Origin of the sequence: Flavicella sediminum, assembly GCF_006381105.1 — a bacterium.
GTDB classification, from domain to species: Bacteria; Bacteroidota; Bacteroidia; order Flavobacteriales; family Flavobacteriaceae; genus Flavicella; species Flavicella sediminum.
The window spans coordinates 995,758-1,019,235 of the sequence record NZ_VDET01000002.1 but is presented as its reverse complement, the minus strand read 5'-3'; the positions used below and the strand labels follow the sequence as shown (position 1 = coordinate 1,019,235).

The 23,478-nt window shown below is 34.1% G+C and carries 20 protein-coding genes; 4 read left to right on the top strand and 16 right to left on the bottom strand.

From position 1 onward, the window contains the following. The first annotated feature begins 117 nt into the window (after nt 1-117). The gene (locus tag FGM02_RS04585) at nt 118-2,985 is read left to right on the top strand and encodes a DUF5060 domain-containing protein (RefSeq protein ID WP_139957134.1); all 2,868 of its coding nucleotides are present in this window, start codon (nt 118-120) and stop codon (nt 2,983-2,985) included. 73 nt (nt 2,986-3,058) lie between these two features. On the opposite strand, the gene FGM02_RS04580 is transcribed toward FGM02_RS04585, so the two are convergent. The 6 genes from FGM02_RS04580 to FGM02_RS04555 are packed head-to-tail and all read right to left on the bottom strand — an operon-like array spanning nt 3,059 to nt 7,435. After that, complete coding sequence (locus FGM02_RS04580; RefSeq protein ID WP_139957133.1) at nt 3,059-4,408, bottom strand: porin family protein; 1,350 nt, start codon at nt 4,406-4,408, stop codon at nt 3,059-3,061. A 2-nt stretch (nt 4,409-4,410) separates the two neighbouring features. After that, nucleotides 4,411-4,950 carry an RNA polymerase sigma factor gene (locus FGM02_RS04575; protein WP_139957132.1) on the bottom strand — a complete coding sequence of 180 codons (540 nt, stop codon included), beginning with the start codon at nt 4,948-4,950 and terminating at the stop codon, nt 4,411-4,413. A gap of 37 nt (nt 4,951-4,987) precedes the next feature. Further along, the gene (locus tag FGM02_RS04570) at nt 4,988-6,202 is read right to left on the bottom strand and encodes a serpin family protein (protein WP_139957131.1); all 1,215 of its coding nucleotides are present in this window, start codon (nt 6,200-6,202) and stop codon (nt 4,988-4,990) included. 2 nt (nt 6,203-6,204) lie between these two features. Further along, a complete protein-coding gene (locus tag FGM02_RS04565) occupies nt 6,205-6,609 on the bottom strand; it encodes a hypothetical protein (RefSeq protein WP_139957130.1) in 405 nt (134 codons plus the stop codon). Continuing rightward, nucleotides 6,606-7,010 carry a hypothetical protein gene (locus tag FGM02_RS04560; protein WP_139957129.1) on the bottom strand — a complete coding sequence of 135 codons (405 nt, stop codon included), beginning with the start codon at nt 7,008-7,010 and terminating at the stop codon, nt 6,606-6,608. The genes FGM02_RS04565 and FGM02_RS04560 overlap by 4 nt, the downstream gene beginning before the upstream one ends. Further along, nucleotides 7,010-7,435 carry a hypothetical protein gene (locus FGM02_RS04555; protein ID WP_139957128.1) on the bottom strand — a complete coding sequence of 142 codons (426 nt, stop codon included), beginning with the start codon at nt 7,433-7,435 and terminating at the stop codon, nt 7,010-7,012. The genes FGM02_RS04560 and FGM02_RS04555 overlap by 1 nt, the downstream gene beginning before the upstream one ends. Nucleotides 7,436-7,572: 137 nt before the next feature. Here FGM02_RS04555 and FGM02_RS04550 point away from each other — a divergent pair, with 137 nt between their 5' ends. The 3 genes from FGM02_RS04550 (at nt 7,573) to FGM02_RS04540 (ending at nt 9,607) form a co-directional block, all read left to right on the top strand. After that, on the top strand, nt 7,573-8,547 hold the full coding sequence (locus tag FGM02_RS04550; protein WP_139957127.1) for a LuxE/PaaK family acyltransferase: 975 nt from the start codon (nt 7,573-7,575) through the stop codon (nt 8,545-8,547). Between the two features lie 86 nt (nt 8,548-8,633). Beyond that, complete coding sequence (locus FGM02_RS04545) at nt 8,634-9,077, top strand: YHS domain-containing (seleno)protein (RefSeq protein ID WP_139957126.1); 444 nt, start codon at nt 8,634-8,636, stop codon at nt 9,075-9,077. A gap of 56 nt (nt 9,078-9,133) precedes the next feature. Beyond that, nucleotides 9,134-9,607 (top strand): hypothetical protein, encoded by a 474-nt coding sequence (locus FGM02_RS04540; protein WP_139957125.1) that lies wholly within the window; start codon nt 9,134-9,136, stop codon nt 9,605-9,607. 75 nt (nt 9,608-9,682) lie between these two features. Here FGM02_RS04540 and FGM02_RS04535 read toward each other — a convergent pair whose 3' ends face one another. The 10 genes from FGM02_RS04535 to FGM02_RS04490 form a co-directional block, all read right to left on the bottom strand. Next, entirely contained in the window at nt 9,683-10,222 is a 540-nt protein-coding gene (locus FGM02_RS04535; RefSeq protein ID WP_139957124.1) for a rhomboid family intramembrane serine protease, read from the bottom strand. Further along, complete coding sequence (locus FGM02_RS04530) at nt 10,219-10,995, bottom strand: ion transporter (RefSeq protein WP_139957123.1); 777 nt, start codon at nt 10,993-10,995, stop codon at nt 10,219-10,221. The genes FGM02_RS04535 and FGM02_RS04530 overlap by 4 nt, the downstream gene beginning before the upstream one ends. Nucleotide 10,996: 1 nt before the next feature. Beyond that, entirely contained in the window at nt 10,997-11,305 is a 309-nt protein-coding gene (locus tag FGM02_RS04525) for an S-adenosylmethionine decarboxylase (RefSeq protein WP_208021471.1), read from the bottom strand. 2 nt (nt 11,306-11,307) lie between these two features. Beyond that, entirely contained in the window at nt 11,308-12,864 is a 1,557-nt protein-coding gene (locus tag FGM02_RS04520; protein WP_139957121.1) for a polyamine aminopropyltransferase, read from the bottom strand. Continuing rightward, a complete protein-coding gene (locus FGM02_RS04515; RefSeq protein ID WP_139957120.1) occupies nt 12,852-13,721 on the bottom strand; it encodes a DUF350 domain-containing protein in 870 nt (289 codons plus the stop codon). The genes FGM02_RS04520 and FGM02_RS04515 overlap by 13 nt, the downstream gene beginning before the upstream one ends. An 18-nt stretch (nt 13,722-13,739) precedes the next feature. Beyond that, on the bottom strand, nt 13,740-14,537 hold the full coding sequence (locus tag FGM02_RS04510; RefSeq protein WP_139957119.1) for a hypothetical protein: 798 nt from the start codon (nt 14,535-14,537) through the stop codon (nt 13,740-13,742). A 37-nt stretch (nt 14,538-14,574) separates the two neighbouring features. Beyond that, nucleotides 14,575-15,126, bottom strand: coding sequence for a DUF4178 domain-containing protein (locus FGM02_RS04505; protein WP_139957118.1), 552 nt, complete (start codon nt 15,124-15,126; stop codon nt 14,575-14,577). Nucleotides 15,127-15,538: 412 nt separating this feature from the next. Continuing rightward, nucleotides 15,539-20,353, bottom strand: a complete 4,815-nt coding sequence (locus FGM02_RS04500) for a DNA repair ATPase (protein WP_139957117.1) — start codon at nt 20,351-20,353, stop codon at nt 15,539-15,541. A 256-nt stretch (nt 20,354-20,609) separates the two neighbouring features. After that, nucleotides 20,610-22,658: a flotillin family protein gene (locus FGM02_RS04495; RefSeq protein ID WP_139957762.1), complete on the bottom strand. Its 2,049-nt coding sequence runs from the start codon at nt 22,656-22,658 to the stop codon at nt 20,610-20,612. A 59-nt stretch (nt 22,659-22,717) separates the two neighbouring features. After that, the gene (locus FGM02_RS04490) at nt 22,718-23,428 is read right to left on the bottom strand and encodes an OB-fold-containig protein (RefSeq protein ID WP_139957116.1); all 711 of its coding nucleotides are present in this window, start codon (nt 23,426-23,428) and stop codon (nt 22,718-22,720) included. Between the last annotated feature and the right edge of the window lie 50 nt (nt 23,429-23,478).

Sequence of the window (23,478 nt, the reverse complement as noted above, 5' to 3'; positions counted from 1 at the left end):
CAACCGAATAGTAAAAAGAGTGCAATTTATTGCGCTCTTTTTCTTTTTAAGATAGGGGGAATGAGCTCTAACTTTTTAGTATTTTGCAGCTCTTAAACCTTAAATATAGTAGAAAGTATGAAAAAAATTGGTTTGATTTTAGGCTTGGTCTTCTTTTCCTCCTTGAATCTTTTTGCACAAAATAGTACAGTTCAAATAAACGGTGAATTAAAAAAATGGCATAAGGTAACACTTAGTTTTTCTGGTGATGAAATTGCTGAGTATTCGGAAGAAAATCCTTTTTTAAATTATCGTTTGAATGTAACCTTTACAAATGGAGAAAAGACCTATGTAATTCCTGGTTTTTATGCTGCAGATGGGAATGCCGCAGAGTCAAGTGCCAACTCAGGAAAAGTATGGCAAGTACGCTTTACACCTGATAAAATTGGAGAATGGACCTATACGACTTCTTTTAGAAAAGGAAAACAAATAGCTATTAGTGATGATAAAAATGCCGGTGAACCTGCTATGTTTGATGGTGCTTCTGGAAAAATTTCTATTGGAAAATCTGATAAAAAAGGAAAGGACTTTAGAGCCAAAGGGCGTTTGAATTATGTAAACAAAAGATATCTTCAGTTTGAAGAAACCAAAGAATATTTCTTAAAAGGTGGAGCCGATAGCCCGGAAAGTTTTTTGGGATACTACGAATTTGACCAAACAAAACCTTCACATAAATACGCTGCACATGCTCAAGATTGGAAAAATGGTGATCCGACTTGGAAAAATGGCAAAGGAAAAAATATGATTGGGGCTTTAAATTATTTAAGTTCTAAAGGAATGAATGCCGTTTATTTCTTAACAATGAATGTGCAAGGTGATGGAAAAGATGTTTGGCCTTGGACAGATATGAATGAGCGCTATCGTTTTGACTGTAGTAAATTAGATCAATGGGAAGTTGTTTTTGATCATATGGAAACATTGGGGTTAATGATGCATATTGTTACTCAGGAAACAGAAAATGAATTGCTGTTGGACATTGGTGAGCTTGGGGTGCAACGAAAATTATATTATCGTGAATTGATAGCTCGTTATGCACATCATTTAGGTGTTACTTGGAATTTAGGAGAAGAAAATGGACCGTTAAGTTGGACGCCTAAAGGACAGTCAGATAAAGACAGAGAAGACATGGCTAAATATATAAAAACGCACGATCCTTATAAGAATTTGGTTGTTTTACATACACATGCCGATCCAAAAGCACAAGATTTATTTTTAGATCCGTTATTGGGCTATGCTTATTTAGATGGACCTTCTATGCAAACACATCATCCAGAAGATGTACACCGCTTAATTGTAAAATGGATCAATGATTCGCAAGTTGCAGGTAGACCTTGGGTGGTTTGTCAAGATGAAATAGGACCTGCAGGAACTGGAGCAAAACCAGACGCGGATGATCCAGAGCATAATGAAATTAGACATGAAGTGTTGTGGGGGAATTTAATGGCAGGTGGTGCTGGAGTAGAATGGTATTTTGGTTATAAATATGCACACAACGATTTGAAATGTGAAGATTGGAGATCGAGAGATATTTTATGGGATCAGACACGTTATGCTTTGGAATTCTTTCAAAATAATGTACCGTTTGCACAAATGAAATCTGCCGATGGATTGACTGACAATCCGAAGGATTATGTGCTTGCTGAAAATGGTGCGACCTATTTGGTGTATTTGCCAGAAGTGAAAGAAACAAAATTAAATTTAATAGGGACAAAAGCGAAATTTGCTGTAAAGTGGTACAACCCTAGAACTGGTGGTAAACTTCAAAAAGGTTCTGTAAAATACATCAGAGGAGGTGCTAAAGTTTCTATCGGATTTCCTCCTTCTAAAGAAAAAGATTGGGTAGCCTTGATTACAAATACCAAGACGCAAAAAAGTACGAGTGGACCTGCAAAACGAGTGGTTTTGTCGGCTCTAGAAGATTTTACCATTGCTAAAGATGCAGAGGCTTTGTATTATGTCGACAATAGAAATAAGGCTTTGGCGATAAATGCAGGTGCTAAAGATCAACGAGCAAAGTTTGCAGCGGCCTACACTGTTTTTAAAGGAGAAAGTGGGGTGTACAAAGGCATGTTTCAGTCAATGACGGAAAACGACGGAGAATCGGTTTACGAAATTAGAGTAAATGGAAATAAGGTAGGTACATTTACCAATCCTGAAACGTCAAAAGATTTTGAAAGAGTGGACCTTAAGGTAGATGCTTTTTATTTGGCGAAAAATGATATTATAGAAGTTTTGTCGAAAGCAGTTACCAATGGAAAAATTCCTGAAAATGACGAAACAGCATGGTCTAGAGGTAGATGGGGTAGTCTAATTTTAATGCCTGGTGAAGGTTTGCAATTGCGTAGCAAATTAGAAAACGCCAAAGCATTTACCGCTAAAAATGGGGTGATTGAAGTAGAAGCAGAAAATTTTCAATTTAGTTCTAAAAATGGTACCGAAAGAGAATGGTTTGTGCGCTCTAAAAACGAAAAATTGGCGTTTGAAAATTTGGAAAAACATTATGATACGGCTAGTGGAAACAGTTATATTGAGGCTTTGCCTGATACCCGTGTAACACATGCAGACCCGCTAATTAAAGGGGGTAATTTCTTTCCATTACCAGGTTTTGGAGGTGTGGTTTCTTACAAAGTAAAAATTACGTCACCAGGAAAATATTATGTTTGGACAAAAGCCTACTCAAGCGGTCCGGAAGACAATGGTTTGCATGTTGGTGTAAATGGAACTTGGCCTGAAAGTGGCGCTAGAATTCAGTTATGTGCTGGTAAAAATAAATGGACTTGGACTTCTGCGCAACGAGTGCCTGAAAATCACTGTGGAACACCAAATTCAATTTATTTAGAGTTTAAAAATAGAGGAACGTATATTGTATCGTTTTCTATGAGAGAAGATGGTTTTGAGTTTGATAAATTTATTTTGACGAAGGATAAAAATTATCAGCCAAAATAGTTTGTAAACCAAAAGTTTCAAAAAATGCATTGTGAATTTCTGTTAAGAGAAACGCAATGCATTTTTTTTTGATTTAAAACTTATAATTTAAGCCAGTATAAACCCCAAAGAAATAGGGTTTGTTGGATGAACTGTTAAAAGTGTTGGTTTGTAATTTTAGCATAGGCGCCATGTTAAAAAACCATCTGTTTGAAAAATGATACTCTAAATCGGTACCAAAATTCACGCTAAAATCTACAGAGTTTAAATTGGAAGCTTCTCCAATAGAGTACGATAGGTTTTCATTTTGTACTTGTAAATTATTGGAGGTTAAAAATAAAGTACTAATTCCGCTGACCAAATGAAATTCTAATTTTTTAGACTGAAGAAGTGCGTATTTGACTTCTAAAGGAACCTCGATATATCCGTAAGTTTGTTTTAAGTCAGAATTACTATTTGAAGCAAACTCTTTCGAGTTTTCCTCCGTTTTTCCTACATCACTTGCTATTTCGCTAAATTTTGGAGCATTAAAACTTAGGTTGGCTAAGGAAGAAATTTGTGAATTGTTGTTTAGGGCAATGTTTTGTGTTGTTTGCCCTAGTTGTAAACGATGAATTCCTGATTGTAATTGCCATTTGTTGGAAGCTTGAAAAGCAATTTTGACACCAAAAGAAGAACCGTTATTTCCTTTTTTGGTGGCGGCATCTAAACTTTCATCAATAGAGGAATTGTTAGAAAAACTACTTGGACGAAGCTGTGAAATACTCGGCGCAATGATCCAGTTGTTTTTTTTCTTTGGAAGTAGTTCGTTTTTTTTCAATGCTTCTTCTAAGTCAATTTTAGCAATGTTTGTAAGCTTTTTCGTGTTAGGCAATTTTGTCGTATTTGCAACAGCCGTTTTTTCTTCTATTTGATTTTGTGCTTCAAGTGTTTCAAAAATGTTTTTTTCTTGCTTGTTTTTTAAGAGGATTGTGTTGGTTTCCTTTTGAGGTGTTTCCGCGATAGAATTCGTTTTTGATTTTGTGAAACTTGGGTTTTCTGATTTTTTAATTTCAGGAATTTCTTCAGTTGCAACAAGCGTTTCTGAAACAGCTTTCGGTCTTTTAAATTCTTCAGTTTTTCGTTCTGTATCGATTGTTGATTTTATAGAAGCAGGAGAAGAGATTGTTTTTAATTCAATTTTTGTTTCTTCAGAATCTGTGATCGTATTTTCAAAATTGGGTGCAGTTATTTTTGAGTCATTGTAGGGAATTTTGGTCCATAAAACACCAATTAATAGTACCGCAGCAATAGCGGCTCCTGTTCTCCACCACCAAAAAACAACTCTTTTTTTCTTTTTGGCAGCCAAGGAACTTTCAATTGAGGACCACACAGCAGGGCTTGGACTCATTTCTAAATCCTTTAGTTTTTCTTGAAATAATCGATCTATATTTTTAGTATCCATCTCTAAAAATTATTTTGGATTTTTTGTTCTGATTCTTCTAATTTTTGTTTCAAAATTTGTCTTGCTCTTGACAAGTTCGATTTTGAGGTTCCTTCAGAGATGGCTAACATTTCTGCGATTTCTTTATGAGAATAACCATCCAATACATATAGATTAAATACCAGTCTATAGCGGTTAGGTAATTCTTGTATCAAGTTTAATAAATCATCAATACTTATATTTTCTTCTTCTATTTCTACGCTTACTTCTTCTGGTATTTCGTCATTTACCAAATGAAAAACTTTGTCCTTTCTATAAGTAAGCAAAGCGGTGTTTATAATGATTCGTTTCATCCAACCTTCAAAAGATCCAGTTCCTTTAAACTGATCAATTTTATTGAAGATGGTCATAAATCCGTCATGTAAATTGTCCTCAGCTTCTTGTCGGTTTCTAGAGTATTTAAAAGAAACAGCAAACAATTTACTAGCAAACAACTCATACACCATAGCTTGCGCTTTGGGTTTGTTTTTCTGACAGTCTTCTATGAGCTTTTGTGTATTCATTTATCTGGTAGAACGGCTTATAACAAACTTACTAAACCTATTTCGAATATTCAGGTTTCCCTACTTTTCCAATAAAACAAATAGCGCCGGTTTCCCTTTCTGTAATAGCAAATAAAAAAGGTTTGTTACAGTTTACATGTGGTCGTGGACTGGCAGAGGTTGTTTCTATTCCAATAACAGTTACGGCGGCTGCTTCTGTACCTTTTTCGTTTACGTCAATAAATGTTTTTTGAAGAACTTTAGAAACTTTCAATCGAGCCTCGGCAATTCCAGAAAGATCAGGATTGCCAAAAAGTGTTTCCAAACCTAATTTTGCCAACTCGTCATTTAAGGTGTTTTGATATTCAAATTTAAATTTGGGTAAACTCAGACTTGTTTTTTGGATTTGGTACTTGCTTTGCCAGGTATTCCATATAGTTCCATCTATATTTTCAACAAGATCGGCTATGTTTTTTCCTTCGTTAGGAAGGAGCAAGGTCATGCTGTATTTGTTATTTTTATAAGGAAGTATCAGTGATGAAAACAATTCGTTTTTATAAAAAGCCAACTTATCTGATTGCAGTTGCATCATAGCCACTTGGCTACTGTTGTTCGCATCAGTATAAAAAGGAGCTTGTATTGTGTTTTCTGTTTTGAATTCGTATTCCCAATTGGCATTGAAATAAATAGCGTTGATTAAATACAGTACGGCTTCCGGCGAAATGGTTTTTATAATTTCCGTTATTTTGTTATTGGTTTTGTTGGCTACCCAATTATTGATGAGGGCTACCGTATTTGGGTCGCTAAAATTCTCAGTTCTAATTTCCGCATCGTAATAGGTTTGATTCAAATTTGTAAAGGTTTCTTTTATAGGAAAACCTTCTTTGATCCAGTTAGAATTGGCAATTTGCAAAACATCACCTTCTAAGGTTTGCATAATTTCTTGATTGACCAAACTCAATTCATCTGAAGTAAAGTCCTGGTAGCCTAAAACATTTCCCATAATGCTTTTTGTACTTGTTTCGGCGCCGTTGTACAGCATTCCTAAAGCTAGAGATAAACTAACGGGTGACACCATATAGTTTTCTTCATCGGCAATAGCCACTTCTTTAAAGAAAGAAAAAGCAAACTCATTATTTGATTCGATGAGCTGTGTTTTTTTAGCCGTCTTTTTAAAAATAACGGGGTTGGAGGTCAGTCCGTTTGAACTAGTACAGGCTGTTATTGCTATTAGAAGCACAAGGGCTATAGTGTGTAAAAGTATTTTTTTCATGCTTATAAGTTTGGATAGTTTATTTCAACAATCAAGCTGTCATCTGTAAGAGAAATAATTTCCCATTTGACTGTATGAGAACCTCCCCAGTAGGTCGATTCTAAATTGACAGTCTCTTCGTTTTCTAAATTCCATTTTCCTGTAAATTCATCGTAAGTAATGGGAGGGGTGCCGCACCAACCTGCATTTTTATTTTCAACTAAGGTACCATCATTTTTAAAAGTACAGGTGTATTCATTTTGCACGGTGTTCGCAACTCGCGTATAGCGAACTTGATTGTCGGTATACTGAGGATGCGACCAAGAACCTATCAGTAAATTATCCGAGTCTATCTCCAAAGTTTCTTGTTCGTTGCAAGCACTGGTTAAAACACTTAGAAAGCTGAAAAGAATGAGTAATTTTTTCATGGAGTCGTTTTTTTTATGATGAGGTGAACGGAATAGCTGTTTTCAGTAGAATTTGTTTTGATGAAAGTTACATCTACCAAAGTGATTTCATAGCCGTCTTGCATTTTTTTAGAAGGAATATCGTTATCAAGTAATGCCAATTGAAGGATTTCGCTGTCGTTTATTTTTAAGTTTACTATGGCTCTACCTGCCCAAATACAATTCACGTTTTCTGGGCAAACAGAATACTCTAGCAATTCGTGAAACTCTATTTTTAAATTTTCACTATTGTTTGTGTTTGTAGAAATTAGGGCACTTTCTTTTAGTTGAAGCGAAAATTCTTTGTCCAATTGGAAAATTTCATTTTCAGTACAACTAATAAAAAGCAGTAAGGAAAAAATAAAAACAGCAGCTTTTTTCATTATTGAGGGTCATTTGGGTCTGTTACCGGAACAGTTATTTCTTCAAAAATATCTTCATCATCGTCATCTACGCCTTTCCAAAGTTTAAATACATAATCTTCTTCTTGAGTTACTTTTACGTCAAAACTGTATTCTTTAGAAATTAAGGCTTCTGTACATTCCGATTCATCGTCGACAAATGAATTTATGGCCACAATTCTATTGGCTTCATCGTATTTGTAATACAAGCTATAAAAACTATGACAGCTGTTTGGTAAAGAATATTTTAAGGTAATTTCATAAGTTTCCCCCAATTCAAAAGAGCTAGGAATTGTGGCCTCTTCAATGGGTAAAACTGCAAAATGAAAATCCGGATAATCGTCATTGTCGTTTTGACAAGAAGTGAATAACAGGGTGAATAAGGCAAAGTATAAAATTCGTTTCATGAGTATAAATTTTTTGATTCTTACTAGTAAGACACAGAAAAGTAGAATTGGTTGCGTGGTAAGTTTATTTTTTTTGCGGTATTTCTTTTCGAGCGTTCTATAAATTTGAAGTATTTTTGTGTTGCTTACTTTTAAAAATGAACGCACAACTATTTGCATTAAAAACGGAACAAGAATTTGAAGATTTGGCTTTGGCTACTTTTCAATTTCAAGCAGTAAACAATCCTGTTTATAGCGAATATTTAGCACACCTAAATATTTCTATTGCTGAGGTGCGTTGTTTGGCTGATATTCCTTTTTTGCCAATACAGTTTTTTAAAAGTCATACCATACTTTCTGATAAAAATAAGATTGTGCAAACGTTTTTAAGTAGTGGTACTACAGGCATGCAGCAAAGCAAACATCATGTCACAGATTTGTCTTTGTACGAAGAAAGTTACCGACTAGGCTTTTCGCATTTTTACGGAAATATTGAAGAATATGTGGTTTTGGCACTCTTGCCTTCGTATTTAGAACGTGAAGGATCTTCACTAATTTATATGGTGGATGATTTGATTCAAAAATCGAAGAAAAAGGAAAGTGGTTTTTACCTGCATAATTTAGACGAACTGATTGCAACTTTGGAGGAATTGGATGCGCGTGGAGAGAAAGTTTTATTGATAGGCGTTTCTTTTGCTTTGTTAGACTTAATTGAAAAACACCAGTTTTCATTAAAAAATACGCTTGTTATGGAAACAGGTGGTATGAAAGGAAAGCGTAAAGAAATGATTCGTGAGGAATTGCATGCGGAATTAAAAGCAGGTTTTGGTTTGACTGAAATTCATTCAGAATATGGAATGACAGAATTGTTGAGTCAGGCCTATTCCAAAGGGCACGGAATTTTTGAAACACCCCCTTGGATGAAAATCTTAATTAGAGACACTGAAGATCCTTTAAGTCTTTTACCAACTGGAAAAACAGGAGGAATCAATGTTATCGATTTGGCAAATCAAAATTCGTGTGCTTTTATTGCGACCCAAGATTTAGGGAAAATTCATGCAGATAAAAGCTTTGAAATTTTAGGACGTTTTGACAATTCTGATATTAGAGGATGCAATCTTTTGATATCTTAAAGTAATTAATTTTTTAGTGTTGTTCTCTTACTTTTGTAATTTGAACTCTTTTTTTTCGACTATGCAAGCCTAAATGGTATATTGATATGTGGAAAAAAAGAATATTTATTTTGTTAGTTGTATTGGGGGCGTCATCCCTTTTTGCACAACAAACTACGAACACAAATAAAAAAGGTTTTGCTGCAGATGGCTATGATGTGGTGGCTTATTTTGAGGACAAGGCTACCGAAGGTGAAAAAGCTTTTGTAACGGAAATTGAAGGTGTAAAATACAAGTTTTCTTCGGCTGAAAATTTAAAGAAATTTAAAGCCAATCCTAAAAAATACCAACCTCAGTATGGTGGTTGGTGTGGCTATGCAATAGGGGCGAAAAATGAAAAAGTAGATATAAATCCTAAAACTTTTGAAATTAGAGATGGTAAATTGTATTTGTTTTACAATTCATGGGGAATAAATACCTTAAAGCTATGGAATGAGGAAGGGGCAGAGGTTTTGAAAAAGAAGGCAGATGAAAACTGGCGTAAATTATAAAGAAAGAATTCTTTTTTAGTGGAAAATTATTATTTTGCACAGCTAAAAAATAGTTTATGAAAAATATAGTAGCAGTCTTTGTATTTGTATTGTCATTTAGTTTTTGCAATGCCCAAAAAATTGAAATGACAAAAGTATTTGGTGGTTATAAATACAGCCAAAATGGAAGCAATCTTAGTATGAAAAATTTGGTTACGGCAATGGAATCGAATGCTCAGGCTTTTGAGTTGGTAAAGAAGGCGAAATCGAAAAGTATTTGGTCTAATATTTTAGGTGGAGCTGGAGGCTTTTTAGTGGGGTATCCTATTGGAGGTGCCATTGCTGGTGGCGATGCCAATTGGACCATGGCGGGTATTGGTGCGGGATTAATAGCTATTGCTTTGCCAATCAATTCTAAAGTCGTGAAAAAAACGAATGAAGCTATTTCTATGTACAACAATTCATTGGAGGCCACTTCCTCAATTAATTTTCAACCCAAATTTAATTTGGTTGCGAACGAAAAAGGTTTTGGATTGTCTATGAGTTTTTAATAGCAAGATTAAAAGTAAAAAAGGCTGTAAAATTATTTTACAGCCTTTTTTTATGCTTCGCCAACTCCTTAAAAGTTAGGTGTACAAAGCTTTGTTTTTTAATAAAAAGGCAATAAACACACCTGATGCGGCTCCAAATAAATGTCCTTCCCAAGATATATAGGATCTGACTGAAGGAAAAATTCCCCAGATCAATCCACCATAGAGTAAGGCTACGGCTAATGAAACAAGTATGGAAACAAATTTCTGTTCCAAAAATCCATTTAAAATTAAAAATGTGGCAAGTCCGTATATAAGTCCGCTAGCCCCTATGTGGTTTGCTTTTCTTGCAAAAATCCATACCAGTATTCCGCTAGCAACAATAATAAATAGCACAACCGCTATGGTTTTTTTAGGATAAAAATGATTTAATACAGTAAGTAACACAAGCAAAGGAATGGTATTGGAAACAAGGTGCCAAATTCCGCCATGTAAAAATGGAGCCGTAAAAATTCCTGCAAGTCCTTGTGTTGTTCTTGGAACAATTCCAAATTTTGTTATGGGAAAAACAAGGCTCACTATATAGATAACATATAATAAGATGACAAACTGTATGATGTATTTGTTAGGAATCATAAGTCGAAATTTTTCCCACAATGTGGACAGTTACACATGGTTTTCTTCTTTTTCTGTTTTTTTTCTGCTTGTATTTTTGCAATAAAGGCAGAACTGATAATTCCTGTAGGTAGTGCTACAAAACCAATTCCGATCAAGGCAATAATTCCACTTAATAATTTTCCTAGGCCGGTTACAGGGTAAACATCTCCATAGCCAACGGTTGTTAGTGTTGCTACAGACCACCAAAAAGCATCGCCAATACTTGCAAATTGCTCTGGTTGGTCGTCATGTTCTATATAGTACATAAGTGTTGAAGATAAAATCATCAAAACAAAAGTGACAAATACGGTGATGGAAAGTTCTCCTTTTACTTCTTTAAAAATATACTGGATGGTTTTTAGTGATTTTGAATAGCGACTTAGTTTAAAAATTCTTAACAAACGAAACAAGCGAAGTATACGAACAATTCTTAAATCGATAGGAAAAATAAAGGGAAGGTAAAAGGGAAGTATGGCAATCAAATCGATGATTCCTAAGGTAGAGAAAGCAAAGTTGAGTCGTTCTTTTTTGTCTTCTTTTGTTTTGTCAGAAACCCAAATTCGGATAAAGTATTCCACGGTAAAAATAGCAACTGAAAACAGTTCGAAATAATAAAAAATATGGCTGTATTGGGCATTTAATTCCTCATAAGACTCTAGAATTAAGGCAATGATATTTAAGACAATTAGCGCATAAATGAATTTGATAAAGGTTTTGTTGTGGTTGATAAAATCTCTAACTTTTTTTTTCATTTTATTTCAGGTTTATACTTTTTTCCTTGTCAACGAATAAGTCTAATTTTTCTTTATTGCAACTGCTCAATTCAATATAACTTTTGCCACTTTCTGGAAAGGTATGTATGGCCAAATGACTTTCACCTAATAACCAAAAACAGGTGTAGCCTTGTTCTGGAAAATGATGTTCATTAAAGAGAATAATCGTAAAATCGACTTCCTTTAATAAACCGCCATAAGTTTCTTTAAGTGCTGAAGGCTCGGTGCAAGCAGACCAAATTTTATGACTGTAAATATTTGCTTCAATATGTTTGTAGGTTGTCTTCATACTTAATATAAATCCCAGTTTCCATCTAAATAATATTGATAAAGTACAGGGTTGTGGACTTTATTAATTTCACTAGTATCATTTAGTTTAAAAAAATCTTTTCCAAAAGAAGTAATTAGTTGCATAGCTTCGTTGTTGATCCAATTTGTTTCTACATTTTTGAAATCAATACTTTGTAATTTTTCCTTGAGTTGCTTTGCGTTTGTCGCTGTGTTCTTTGTTCCTAATATCCAACCCCACTCGCCCATAGACAATACTTGATTGTGTAAGTTTACGGTTGTAAAACCAGCTGATTGCATTGTTTTTCCAATACAGTGATAAGCTTTTGTAGCAAAATACGGACTTCCGGCTTGGGTAATGATAAAGCCGTTGGGTCTTAGTTTTCTATTGCAAAGCGAATAAAATTCATGAGAATACAACCTTCCAAGCTCAATGTTTCTTGGGTCAGGTAAATCGGCAATAATAATGTCGTAAAAGTCACTTGTGTTTTGTTCCAAATGAATGTAGGCATCCTTGTTAATTACACTCAATTTTTCACTGTTCATGCTGCCTTGGTTGATGTTTATAAGAACAGGGTGCTGTGTTCCTAAATCTGTCATTTTTGGATCTAAATCAACCATGTCAATTTTTTCAACACTTGGGTATTTTAGTATCTCACGAACCGCACAACCATCGCCACCACCTAAAATTAAAATTCGTTGCGGATTTGGGTGCAATTGCATGATGGGGTGTACCAAAGGTTCGTGATACATTTTTTCATCAATGGAGCAGAATTGTAAATTTCCATTTAAGTACAACCAGTGTTCCTTTTTCCATTCGGTTAAAACAATATTTTGGTATTTGGTTTGTGCAGAATAAATGACTTTGTCTTTGAATTTTTTCTGTTCTCCCCACTGAATAATAGGTTCAGTAAAGGCAATCCCTGTAATTAAAATAGCAAAAACCACCGTTAAAACAGCTTTTAATCGAAAGGTATGCTGCTTGTTGATTTTGTCTTTAAAACGATAAAATACAATGAGTGCGACTAAGAAATTAATAATTCCAAGGACAAAAGGCGTATACGATAAGCCCAATATTGGTAAGCCGATAAAGGCAAAAAATACACCGCCAATTAAACTTCCATAATAGTCTTTTTCTAAAATGGAAGAGATGTTGCTTTTTAAGTCTTCGTATTCTTTATTAATTCTAACCACCAATGGAATTTCTAAACCAATCAGCAATCCGATAATCATACTCAAGGAATAAATTACAATTCCGTAGTATTCACTAACCGAAGCAAGGGTGTACACCAAAACCGAAGAAAAAGCAACAATTAGCGAAAGTGTGGTTTCTAGAATTAAAAAATTCTGAATTAAATTTTTTGTAATTAATTTACTCAATCTACTTCCCAGTCCCATGCAAAATAGCATCAAGGAGACAATCATGGTCCATTGAAAAATTGAATTTCCAATAAAATAGGTGGCCAGTGTAGAAAGAGTATATTCAGCTACTATTCCTGCAAAACCTGTTGCAAAAATAGCGGCTTTTAATACAAAAGAATTTTGTTTTAGATACTCCATGTAATTAATATTGCAGAAGCGATATAGGCGAAGGCTTCAATCAAACCGGCACCAATATTTGGTTTTTCTTGGTTGATAATTTCATCGGTAAGTTTTCTTCCAGGTAATAAAATTTTATCTGCAAAAACACGCATAATAGGCAGTAGTAAACAACCTAGTATTGTTTGCAAACTGATGTCTATAATTGTTGTAGTCCAATCAATAAAAGGATCTAAAATAGCATTCATGGTAATAATTCCTATAGCGAGTATAGCCCCAGAAAAACTAATTCCAGCCGCTACATTGTCTTTTTCTACTTCAGCATGAATGTCGTAGCTCATCCAAGTAATAAATAGTTTGGAAGCTAGAATAAGAACTGTATTTCCAATCAGCCAATAAATAATAAAAGTGGTAATTCCTTCTACTAAAGTTTCAGATTCGCCCACCAAAGCACCGTATAAAATAAGTCCGTTTGCCATATAAATAGCCGCTTCAATAACTCCTGAACCTTCGTTTTTATCTGTAATAATTTCTTTTTTAAGATCGAATTTATTTAGAATAACTTTATTGCTAATCCATGCGGCCAATAATAACAATACAATAGCGATACCTCCGTACATAAAAATATGCAGGATGTCAGTTACAAAATCATAACTTTCGCCAACAATAGCGCCACCAATGGCTGTTATTAAAGCGGCAAAATAACCGACATACGAAAGGATAAAAGCAAAATTATCTTTTTCAACTAGTTCGTGTTGAATGTTGATATTTGGGTGAAGTAATTTGTAGGCAATTTTTCCAATGATAAAAATGATAAAGCCGCTGACGATGTATCCAAGGGAATGTGATAACTCGATAATATTGATGTATTTGTCCATGTTTTTCTAGCTTTTATATTATTTACCAAATCCGCCACTACGAGAGCGTGAAGAACTTGAGCTGCTGTATCTGTTTGTGTTTCTTGTTGTTTGGTTTGAGCTTTTGTAACTTTTACTAGAGCTGTACCCTTTTGATTTTAGAGCGGAAGAACTTCTTTTTACATTGCTTCTTACCTTGTCTTTAAATGTTTTGGGTTTGGCAGTCCAGCTAGAACTTGTGTTTTTATACGTAGAGGTTCCAAAATTATTAGTTCTACCATAGTAATTACTTCTTCCGTAATGGTTGGTTCTGTAATAATCATAATCATTTCTGTAGTACCTATGGCTAGAACCATAGAACATAGATCTCATAAAATGGTATTGCCCATAAAATACCCAAAAAGAAGTACCGTTGCTTTGTCTTTGCCAGTTTCCGTATTTGTTGTTACCTACATAGTTGTTGTAGCCAGCGGGTGTTGCTTTTTTGTCTAACACACCGTCTTTTTTAGAAAGTACGGTCATTCCTAAATCTTGCTGGTGCTCTTCAAAAGTAATGGCAGAAACTTCCTTCCAATCTGTTGTAGTTATGTCAAAATCATCTTCGGTAGATTTTGTAGCATTGTTTTTTTCTAGTATGATTTTGTACTTGTGAAAATACTTGTCGGTAGCCTCTTTATAATCCATATCCGCTAGGATAACGCTGTAGTTTTGTACATCAATATATGTAGTGATGATGTTGTCTAAAGGCGATTTAAGATACTTTTTACGGACTTCTTTTCCGCAAGAAATTACGAGAAGTAGTACGCTTGTGAAGAGTAGTGTTTTGAGTGTTTTCATTCGAATTAATTTAAAATCAAAGTTAGAGTTTTGAAGACTAATAATTGTCTGCCACAGGTAATATATTAGAAATAGCCAGTTCACTAATAATCGTTCCTTTGCTTACTTCAAATTCTTCGTCGCCATACTGAACTATGCAAAGTGTTTTTTCTTCTTCTTTGTCTAGGTAGTCGTAGGAAATAAGTTCTTCCCAGTTGGCAGCATCAATTTCTTTAGAGAAGCCAGGAGATTTTTCATCAAGGAAATATTGAACGCCTTCGAAGTTTATTTTTTTAGGCGGTTTTTCGTGTTTGTCTATATAATCACACACCTCGTCACCTAATTTTCTCAGTTTTACTTTTTCGGAAATGGTAACAACCAAGCCACCATCATCCTCAAGTTCTAAATACTTTTCAATAGTACCGTTTTTAATGATAAACTCTCGGGTAAAATAATTGTCGCCCCAGTCGTATTCAAACAAAGCGGTAACGGTCCAAGTTTCTATTATGTATTCAAAAATGTATCCTTTGCCTAAGTCTCTTACAGTAATGTTGGTCGGATCAAAATGTCTTTCTTTTTCTTTTTTCTTGAAAAAATCAAATATTCCCATGTGTGTTTTCTTTTTAGTAGTTGATAATAATTATCAAATTTGTTTCTATGTCAGGTCGAGCGGAGTCGAGACTTTATTTTATTCTTTTGTTGTACTTAACCTTCAATTGAAATTGATGGGGTGTATAATTAATACTTGTACTTTATTTATTTATTTATGAGATGTATTAGTTTTTGTTTTGCTTGTGTTTTGTTTTCATTCCAAAATCGGTAATGTAAAGGTATGGTGCTTATTCCAACTCGAGCAAAGGTTTTGTAACGTTCTGTAGTAAAAGCGTTATTAAATTGGCCAGGATACCCAATAAGGTCGATAAAATAGTTTGTTTTCTAGTTTTTCAATGTATTTATAGTCTAACTTGTAACAATCTTTATAGTAATTAAAGAAGCTGGCTGGCGATTTAATTTGCATACGATTACTTTTCAAATCCGTTTTTTAGAACATCTTTGATGCCTTCTAAATTTTCAGAAAAATCCATCAGTTGTTGTAAAACCTGTGCCATTTCATTTTGATTTCCAAAACCTTTTAACTTGTTGTTTTTTACAAAGGTTTCTTTAATATTTTCCCATCTTAGGGCTTCTTCATTTGTTAAAGAAGAAGTCATTTCCTTGTATTTTAATAAATTGGCTTCTGCTGCTGAGGTTAGTGTTTGTGATTCACTTTCATAGTGACTCAATAACAAACTGTCTAGCTCATTGGCATTCATAATAGGAACAATTTTAGACGTCAATTTTCCCATGTCTCTATACGATCCTTGTAGTTTAAATGCTGGTTCAGTTCGGTAGGCGTCTTCTGTTGCCGCAGATTTTATATACTGTTCATTTACTTTTACTACCGTGTTTCTTAGGCTAATTACTTTTTCTAAAACAGAAATATAATCGTTAATTTCTTGTGGCGAATGGTTTCCTTTTAAATCAATACTTTCTGTACTTTTTTGTTCAATATGGTTTATTAAAGTATAAAGATCATCGAAATTTTTACTGCTTAATTGACGTAAAGTATCGTTGGATGTCAGTGCATTTTCTATCAAACTTAATTTGAATAAGTTTTCCGTTTCTCCAATTTCATCTCCTAAATTGTAAATATCTGCACGGTTGGTTAACATATCTGGAATTCGGAATTTATCACCGCTTTCTGTATAAGGGTTTCCGGCCATGATTACACAGAATTTTTTATCCTTAAAATCGTAGGTTTTTGTTTCCCCTTTGTAAACGCCTTCTATTTTTCGCTGTCCATCTGCAAGCGATATAAATTTTTGTAAAAACTCTGGGTTGCAATGTTGAATATCATCTAGGTACAACATCACATTGTTTCCCATTTCAAAAGCAAGATTTAGTTTTTCCAATTCCTGTTTGGTGGCAGAATTATTCGCTGCCATTGGGTCTACAGATGTAATTTCATGTCCGATAGCAGGACCGTTTATTTTCATAAACACCAAGCCCAATCTTTCTGAAATATATTCCATTAAGGTTGTTTTTCCATATCCTGGTGGAGATATCAGCAATAGCATTCCCATACGGTCGGTACGTTTGTTGTGACCAACAGTTCCCAATTGTTTTGATAAGTTATCTCCAAAAAGAGGTAAGTAAACCTGATTGATCAATTTATTTCTAACAAAAGAAGAAAGCACTTTTGGTTTGAACTCATTCAGTTTTAATTTTCTTTTTTTGTTTGCTATGATTTCTTTTTTAGTCTCTTTGTAGTCTGTAAATCGCTTTACAACAGTGTTGTTAAATTCTGACAATCGAGTAATAAAGTCGAAATAGTTAAAGCTGTATAGGCCGTCTACAATTTGTGAATGTGCTCCTCTTAATTCTTTTGATTCCAGGGTTTCATTTGCAGTATAAGGTAGTTGTAGGTTGTTAAATAATAACAGCACAACGCTTTCTGCAATGTAAAATTCATAGTTGCTAGCTGTTGTATTGCAATACGATTTTAACCATTGGGTACACAATTCTAGTCTGTCGGTGACTGATGTAAAATTATTCAATGATTTTTCAAAATTAGACCAGACTTCTTTTGTTTTTAAAAAGTTGACAAATTCAGTTTTTAAGTCAAAGGCTTGTTGACTTACAATAAAATGATCGTTTTGTTTTATTTCTTGAAATAGGTAATTGGCAATAGAATTTTCTTTTCTTGGCAATAAATCTAAAATAGCTTCTAAACAACTTTGGTATTCTTTGGATGCTGGAAAGATGTTTAAAATTGCACCTGTTGCTTTTATTTTATGGTTTAAAGCTTGTTTTGTTTCGTTTTCTAATTGATTCCAAAACAATTGCGCATTGGCCCTTGTAACTGGAGTAAATCGCAATAATTGTAAATCGTTTTCTGTTTGAATAAGAAGTTTTAAAATGACTGCCGCATCTAAATCGTGTACACCTTTTACATAGCCTTCAGAATAGTTTTCACTGCTTTCTTGTTTGACTAGCTCCACAAGGTTTTCAGTCGTTTTTTCTAGTAAGAAAGCAAGGGGGTATTTTTGATATATTTTATAAGCTAAAAATTCAGATCGATAAACATGTTCATTTTCAGAAATCAAATCTTGATTCCATATATCTTTGGATAAGTTTAAAACTTCATTTTCAATTTTTTCATGAAAATCGGTTCCTGACAAATGGAAAAATAAGTCTCCGTTTTTATTGACAATATTTAAGTCTAGGGCTTGTTTGTTAACACCAAATTTGTGCTTTCCTAGTTTGATGACAGAATCGCCATCTTCGTATAAATCTAAGCTGTCTTTTAATTTTCTAAGAACCTCTTCTTTTGCCGATTTTAAATTGGTTTGCAGGGTTTCTGCTTTTCCTGTTTCCTCTAGCTCTTGTAATTGCTCAATAATATTGTGCAATTTATTCACCATAATATCGGAAGCAAAATAACCGTGGATTTCTTCTTCTGTTTTAAAAGTTGCCGCTTTTTTATGAATGCTTTTTAAAATTCTTTCAGAAGCATTTTGAAGGGCGATTCCTTTTTTGTTTCTGGCTTCAACTAAGGTGTTTTTTCTGTTTTCAAAAGCGCTATAAACTTCCTCTCTTTTGTTGATGATTTCTGTAATGTATTCATCGAAATCGGCAAATTTCCCTTCCAATTCTTCCAGTTGTACCGAAAGTTTGGTAAGGTATTCTTCACATTTTTCAGGAGTGTTGGCTATATCAATAAAATTGATGATACTTTGGTCAAATAATTTTAATTGGGCAATAAAATCAGCTTTGCTTTCTTTGGCATTTAAGCTTTGAACTTTTCTTTTTACACCTGCTTTTAATTGATTTATTTCTGCAAATAATAAAGAAATATTATCAATTATAGTGGTGGAATGTGAGGTGTCTTCAATATCTAAATTATTGACAATATCTATTAGTAATTCAAGGTCGGCACTTATCTGATTGATGCTTGCTTCTAAGTCTTTTCCTTCAATTACTTTTGTTAACTCGGTTAAGACTTTATTTTTCTCTTGAATTCTTTTTTGATAGGGGTCTAAAGCCTTTTTATTCAGTAAAAAAGTAATACATCTTCTTGAAATTCGTTCCGTTTCTTCCTTTATAGTTTCATTGATTTCGTCTAAGCGCTCTATGTTTATATAGCGTGTTTCTTTTAGCGAAATTGAATTTCCTTGAGAGCCTCTTAATCGGGTTAAAAGTTGAACAAAATCATCAATAGAATTAAAGGTGCTGTGTTTAATGTTGTCAAAAAGTTTCTGAATTTCGGCTTCTAAATTTTCAGTGACCTCTGCGGCGATTTTCTTTAACTGAACTACTTTCTCAAATTCATCAATGGCAGAATTTGCCGTGCTGTTTATTTCTGTAAGGGGTTCGCTTAAGTTGGATGTTTCTTTTTCTGAAATCCAATAATAAGAATCGACTATATCAATGCTTTGTTTGGCGATGTCGTTGTACAAACCATCATAATTATCTTCTTTGTTTAGAAGTGTAATTAGTTCCTGGCATTCCGCCATGGCCTTTACAATGTCTTTGTTTCCAATTTTGTATAAAAGTGAATCGCTATGGGCAGGATTGGATTTAATTTTTTTGGAAAATGGCGTTTGCCAAATTTGAATAACATGATGTTTATTCGCTTCATTTTCCGATTTAAAATAGGAGAGTTCTCCGTTTTCTAAAAGTGTAAAACCGTTGCAAATTATGGGTGGGTGAATATTTTGCTCAATAATATTGTAGTGCATTAGCACATAATCTCCAGCTGTTTCTTCATAAAAAACATATAAGAAATCTTCTCCATTAGGAGAGGCTACTTTTTTCTGAAATTTTACGTTGTTGACAGTTCTGTCGAATTTTTTTAATGTACCTGTCTGTAAATAATAACCTTCCGGAAAAATTAATCCTTGGTCGTCTGGCAACAATACTGCGGTATCTTTTATGCTTTGAATTCGGGCTACCTCTTGTACTTTATGGTTGTACACAAAATAACGTGCTTCCTCTAGGTAAGGTGTAATTTCTAAAACCGTCAAGTTACCTAAGTCGGCATATCTGTACTGTCCGTCATCTAAAGTCTGGTCTTTGTTATCAACAGGTTCGGCATAAATTCCTAAGCCCGATTGAGAATTGTCTTCTATTTTAATGGTTAAATCACCGCCAATAGTTTCAACAAAAACCTTGTCTAAAATAGAAACATGAGGATGTGCGCCTTTTCTGAAATTGTCATAATTAACTTCCTGCCAATTAAATTCGTGTTGGTTAGGGAATTTGTATTCATGATCACTTCTATTGTCGATGTAGCTTATTTGGTTGTTTTTTACCAGCCATTTAAAAGCTTTGATATCGCTGATTTCTTCACCAATTTGAAATACCATGTATAGGTATTGCTCGGTAAGCATGAATTTTGTGAAAAAAGTATTTCTATAGTATTTGTATAAATTTTTAAAATCAGTGACAAATGCTTCTTGGTTGATAAAAGTTAAGTCTTGTAGCTGAAATCTGTTTTCATGAAATTTATAAACACTGAATACATCGGCTAATTTTATTTCTGAACGCAAACCAAAATGGACATTGTATCCAAATAAACAAATATTCCCAAAAGAAACTATATCTCTGGCAATACAAGAATTCTCGGTGTTTATTCTGTCATTCGCAATTAATTTGGTTTCAACGGCTCCAAAAATGTCTTTTCTGTCGGTGTTTAAAACTTGCAAACGTTCCACCAAGTCACTTTTATGATTTTGCAGTCTGTTTTGGATGATTTCATAAGTTCCTCCTTCAAGTGTTATAGCGTTTTTTTTCATTTTGTTGCGGTCTTCTTTATTCCTTGTAGCAGTTTTTTTATGCTCTTTGTGAGGTCTTTATGTTTTGAAATTATTCAAATGGACAGTTTTTGTTTCTTCGAGAATTTCTAATGGACGCCCCAGAACTATGTGTTTTGAAGTCTATAGTTAATGACTTTGATAAAAGTGTTGTTTTTGGTCGGTAGCCAATTGACGAATAATGATTTTATAGAATAACTGCTCTATGTTTTAAGGAAGCATAGAGCAGTTTGTATTTTTAACTTAATTTCTTATCACTTAAGCCAAGTGCTTTGGAAAGGTTGGATAGATTAGAAAATAAATTTCTTTGATCGTTAGAGTCTGCTTCACCTTGAAGTTTCAATAATAAGCTAGAGATTGTTAAGTTTTTGATATCCTCAGAGCCAATTCCGTAGTCTTGAGCAAAACCTTTTACTTTTTCTAATAGATTTCCTTTTACGTCGTTAGAACCTAAGATAGCATCTTTTACTTCGGTGATGTTTTCAGAATGATTGACCAATCTGTCGATACCTTTAGAGCGTGTAATTTGCCCAATAATTTGATCGAAGAACATTGTTTCACCACCAACAATATCAATATTTGCAGCTTTCAATGCTTCTCCAATTACGTCAGCTTGTGCATCTGCAATTTCTTTTTGGATGTTTATTTCAGCTAAGTCTACTTGTAATTCTTTATCCAGTCTTAGTTTAAACTCTTCGTGGTCTTTTCCAACACCATCAAGTTTTTTCATTGCTTCTGCTTTTTCTTCAATACCGGCAGCATCTGCAATGGCTTTTTCTCTAATAACTTCAGCTTCAGCTAAACCTTGTTTTTTAACAGCTTCTGCTTTTGCTTCAATTCCTACAGCTTCGGCAAGTGCGGTTTTTTCAATAATGCTTGCTTCTACAATTCCTTCACGTTCGTGAGCATCTGCTTTGGCATGCAGTACTTGTGCTTCAGAAAGACCGATGGTTGCTTCTTCTTTGGCTTGAGCATCGGCTAATATTTTTCTAGCTTCCGCTTCTTTAGTCGAAGCTTCTTTTTTGGCCTGTGCGTCAATGTTGATTTCTTCTGCTTTTTGTTTGGCAGCTTCTTTTTGCGCTTCGGCAGCTTTGGTAATTCTAATCAATTGAGCTTCGGCATCTTGTTCGGCAATGGTAATCGCTACTTGTTTGTCACGATCTGCTGTTTTAAATGCTTCAATATCTTTTGTTAATTCTTGTTCTTCTACCACACCTTTTTCTAAGGCAACACGTTCGCGAATAACATCTTGAATGTTCTTTTTCTCCACTTCAACGGCTTTCTCTTTTTCAATATCGGCAAGTGCCACAACTTTTACTCTTTCAGTAGCCTCTAGTTGTTGGTCTTTTAATACTCTTTCCGTTTCAACAACTTCCGTACGTTCTTTGTTTTTAGCAGCAACAATAATTTGACGGTCTTTGTTTTCTTCTGCAATTTTTACTTTTTCTTCTGTAGCAATTCTGGCTGTTTCAGATTTTAAACGTTCTTCTTCACCAACTTTAGCAATTTCAGCTCCTTCTCTGGCTTTTATATTGGCAATTTCTCTTTTTTGTTGCTCTTCTTTTTCAGCCAATTGTTTGTCTAATTCTAAAATTGCTTCACGTGCTTCTACATCTTGTTTGCGAATGACTTTTTCTTCATCACGTTTGATCAAGTTAGACTTCATGTTTTGAATTGCTGTAAGCTCTGTGATTTTTTTAATCCCCTCCGCATCTAAAATATTATCTGCTTTTAAGTATTTAATCGGAGTTTGTTCCAGGTAATCAATCGCACAGTCTTCCAGTGTGTAGCCGTTTAAATCGGTACCAATAATGTTGATAATTTCATCTCTAAATTCTCTACGAGCTTCGTACAATTCTGTAAACATGAATTTTTTACCAACGGTTTTTAAGGCTTCAGAAAATTTTGCTTCGAACAATTCGTACAAAGTTTCTTCTGCAGAAGCTCTTTCGCAACCAATGGTTTGAGCTACTTCTATAATAGCATCTTTCGATTTGTTTACTCTTACAAAGAAAGCTACTTTTATGTCTGCTCGCATATTGTCTTTACAAATAAGACCATCTTCTAACATACGCTCGACTTCAATCTTTTTTACGGAAATGTCCATGATTTCCACTTTATGAAGAACAGGAATAACATACATTCCTTTGTCAAATGCTACATGCGTTCCTCCGAAACCTGTTTTGATAATAGCTTCCCCTTGAGGAATTTTTTTGTAGAACATGGCTACAAAAAGCACGAATAGTAATACCAGTCCTGCTAGTCCGCCAATGGCAATTCCAATCATGGAAGAGGCAATGTCTGTTAGTGAAAGGGAAATCATAGTTAAATTCATAGTAATTTTTTTTAATAGTTATTTTTGATATAGTAATATTTTTTGTCCTTTGATTGGTCAATGATTAAGACTTTTTCACCCACTTTTAGTGTTTTTCCGTCTATAGATTTTGCGTAAATAATCATTGGATCGGATCCTACTTTTACTTTTACGCGTCCTAGTTTATCACCTGTTAAATTTGAATCTAGAATTGCTTCTCTTCCAAGTAAGTCTATAGAAGTGACACCTTTTCGTTCTAGTTTTTTAAAAATACTTTTAAAAGGTGTGGTAAATATTTTGTTTACAATTAATGAAGGCAATATAGCTGCTAAGAAAATTATAAGTCCGAAAGCATTATGATGACTTAAGGTGATGTAGGTTCCGAGAACGGTAATAAACCACCAAAAAAACACCCAAGAAGTTAGGGTAAACATAAAGGGAAGCTCGGCGAAGTTGAAGTAAATTAAAACGACTTGCCACCATTTTAAAGATTTAGTTTTGTCTTTTACGATGGTTTCGTTTTTCAATTCAAGGTTCGCAATATCTTCTAAATCCATACCGCTGCTGTCTATAGATAAGTCGTTGTCTATGTCAACATCCACATCGATATCAAGATCTACATCAATGTCAAAATCGAAGTCAAGGCCAAAAAGCATGGTAACAACTCTGTATACGGTTAGTGCAATTAATAATAATGTCAGTGGTGTGTTTATGGGTGAAAACACTAATTCGTATAAGGTCATTTCGTAGCAATTTTTTGTTAAACCCTAAGTCTAACGAGGGTTAAACTTAG

Excerpts from the sequence above, each read along its gene's own strand:
- FGM02_RS04585 (WP_139957134.1), top strand. The coding sequence starts at position 118 with ATGAAAAAAATTGGTTTGATTTTAGGCTTGGTCTTCTTTTCCTCCTTG.
- FGM02_RS04580 (WP_139957133.1), bottom strand. The coding sequence starts at position 4,408 with ATGGATACTAAAAATATAGATCGATTATTTCAAGAAAAACTAAAGGAT.
- FGM02_RS04575 (WP_139957132.1), bottom strand. The coding sequence starts at position 4,950 with ATGAATACACAAAAGCTCATAGAAGACTGTCAGAAAAACAAACCCAAA.
- FGM02_RS04570 (WP_139957131.1), bottom strand. The coding sequence starts at position 6,202 with ATGAAAAAAATACTTTTACACACTATAGCCCTTGTGCTTCTAATAGCA.
- FGM02_RS04565 (WP_139957130.1), bottom strand. The coding sequence starts at position 6,609 with ATGAAAAAATTACTCATTCTTTTCAGCTTTCTAAGTGTTTTAACCAGT.
- FGM02_RS04560 (WP_139957129.1), bottom strand. The coding sequence starts at position 7,010 with ATGAAAAAAGCTGCTGTTTTTATTTTTTCCTTACTGCTTTTTATTAGT.
- FGM02_RS04555 (WP_139957128.1), bottom strand. The coding sequence starts at position 7,435 with ATGAAACGAATTTTATACTTTGCCTTATTCACCCTGTTATTCACTTCT.
- FGM02_RS04550 (WP_139957127.1), top strand. The coding sequence starts at position 7,573 with ATGAACGCACAACTATTTGCATTAAAAACGGAACAAGAATTTGAAGAT.
- FGM02_RS04545 (WP_139957126.1), top strand. The coding sequence starts at position 8,634 with ATGTGGAAAAAAAGAATATTTATTTTGTTAGTTGTATTGGGGGCGTCA.
- FGM02_RS04540 (WP_139957125.1), top strand. The coding sequence starts at position 9,134 with ATGAAAAATATAGTAGCAGTCTTTGTATTTGTATTGTCATTTAGTTTT.
- FGM02_RS04535 (WP_139957124.1), bottom strand. The coding sequence starts at position 10,222 with ATGATTCCTAACAAATACATCATACAGTTTGTCATCTTATTATATGTT.
- FGM02_RS04530 (WP_139957123.1), bottom strand. The coding sequence starts at position 10,995 with ATGAAAAAAAAAGTTAGAGATTTTATCAACCACAACAAAACCTTTATC.
- FGM02_RS04525 (WP_208021471.1), bottom strand. The coding sequence starts at position 11,305 with ATGAAGACAACCTACAAACATATTGAAGCAAATATTTACAGTCATAAA.
- FGM02_RS04520 (WP_139957121.1), bottom strand. The coding sequence starts at position 12,864 with ATGGAGTATCTAAAACAAAATTCTTTTGTATTAAAAGCCGCTATTTTT.
- FGM02_RS04515 (WP_139957120.1), bottom strand. The coding sequence starts at position 13,721 with ATGGACAAATACATCAATATTATCGAGTTATCACATTCCCTTGGATAC.
- FGM02_RS04510 (WP_139957119.1), bottom strand. The coding sequence starts at position 14,537 with ATGAAAACACTCAAAACACTACTCTTCACAAGCGTACTACTTCTCGTA.
- FGM02_RS04505 (WP_139957118.1), bottom strand. The coding sequence starts at position 15,126 with ATGGGAATATTTGATTTTTTCAAGAAAAAAGAAAAAGAAAGACATTTT.
- FGM02_RS04500 (WP_139957117.1), bottom strand. The coding sequence starts at position 20,353 with ATGAAAAAAAACGCTATAACACTTGAAGGAGGAACTTATGAAATCATC.
- FGM02_RS04495 (WP_139957762.1), bottom strand. The coding sequence starts at position 22,658 with ATGATTGGAATTGCCATTGGCGGACTAGCAGGACTGGTATTACTATTC.
- FGM02_RS04490 (WP_139957116.1), bottom strand. The coding sequence starts at position 23,428 with ATGACCTTATACGAATTAGTGTTTTCACCCATAAACACACCACTGACA.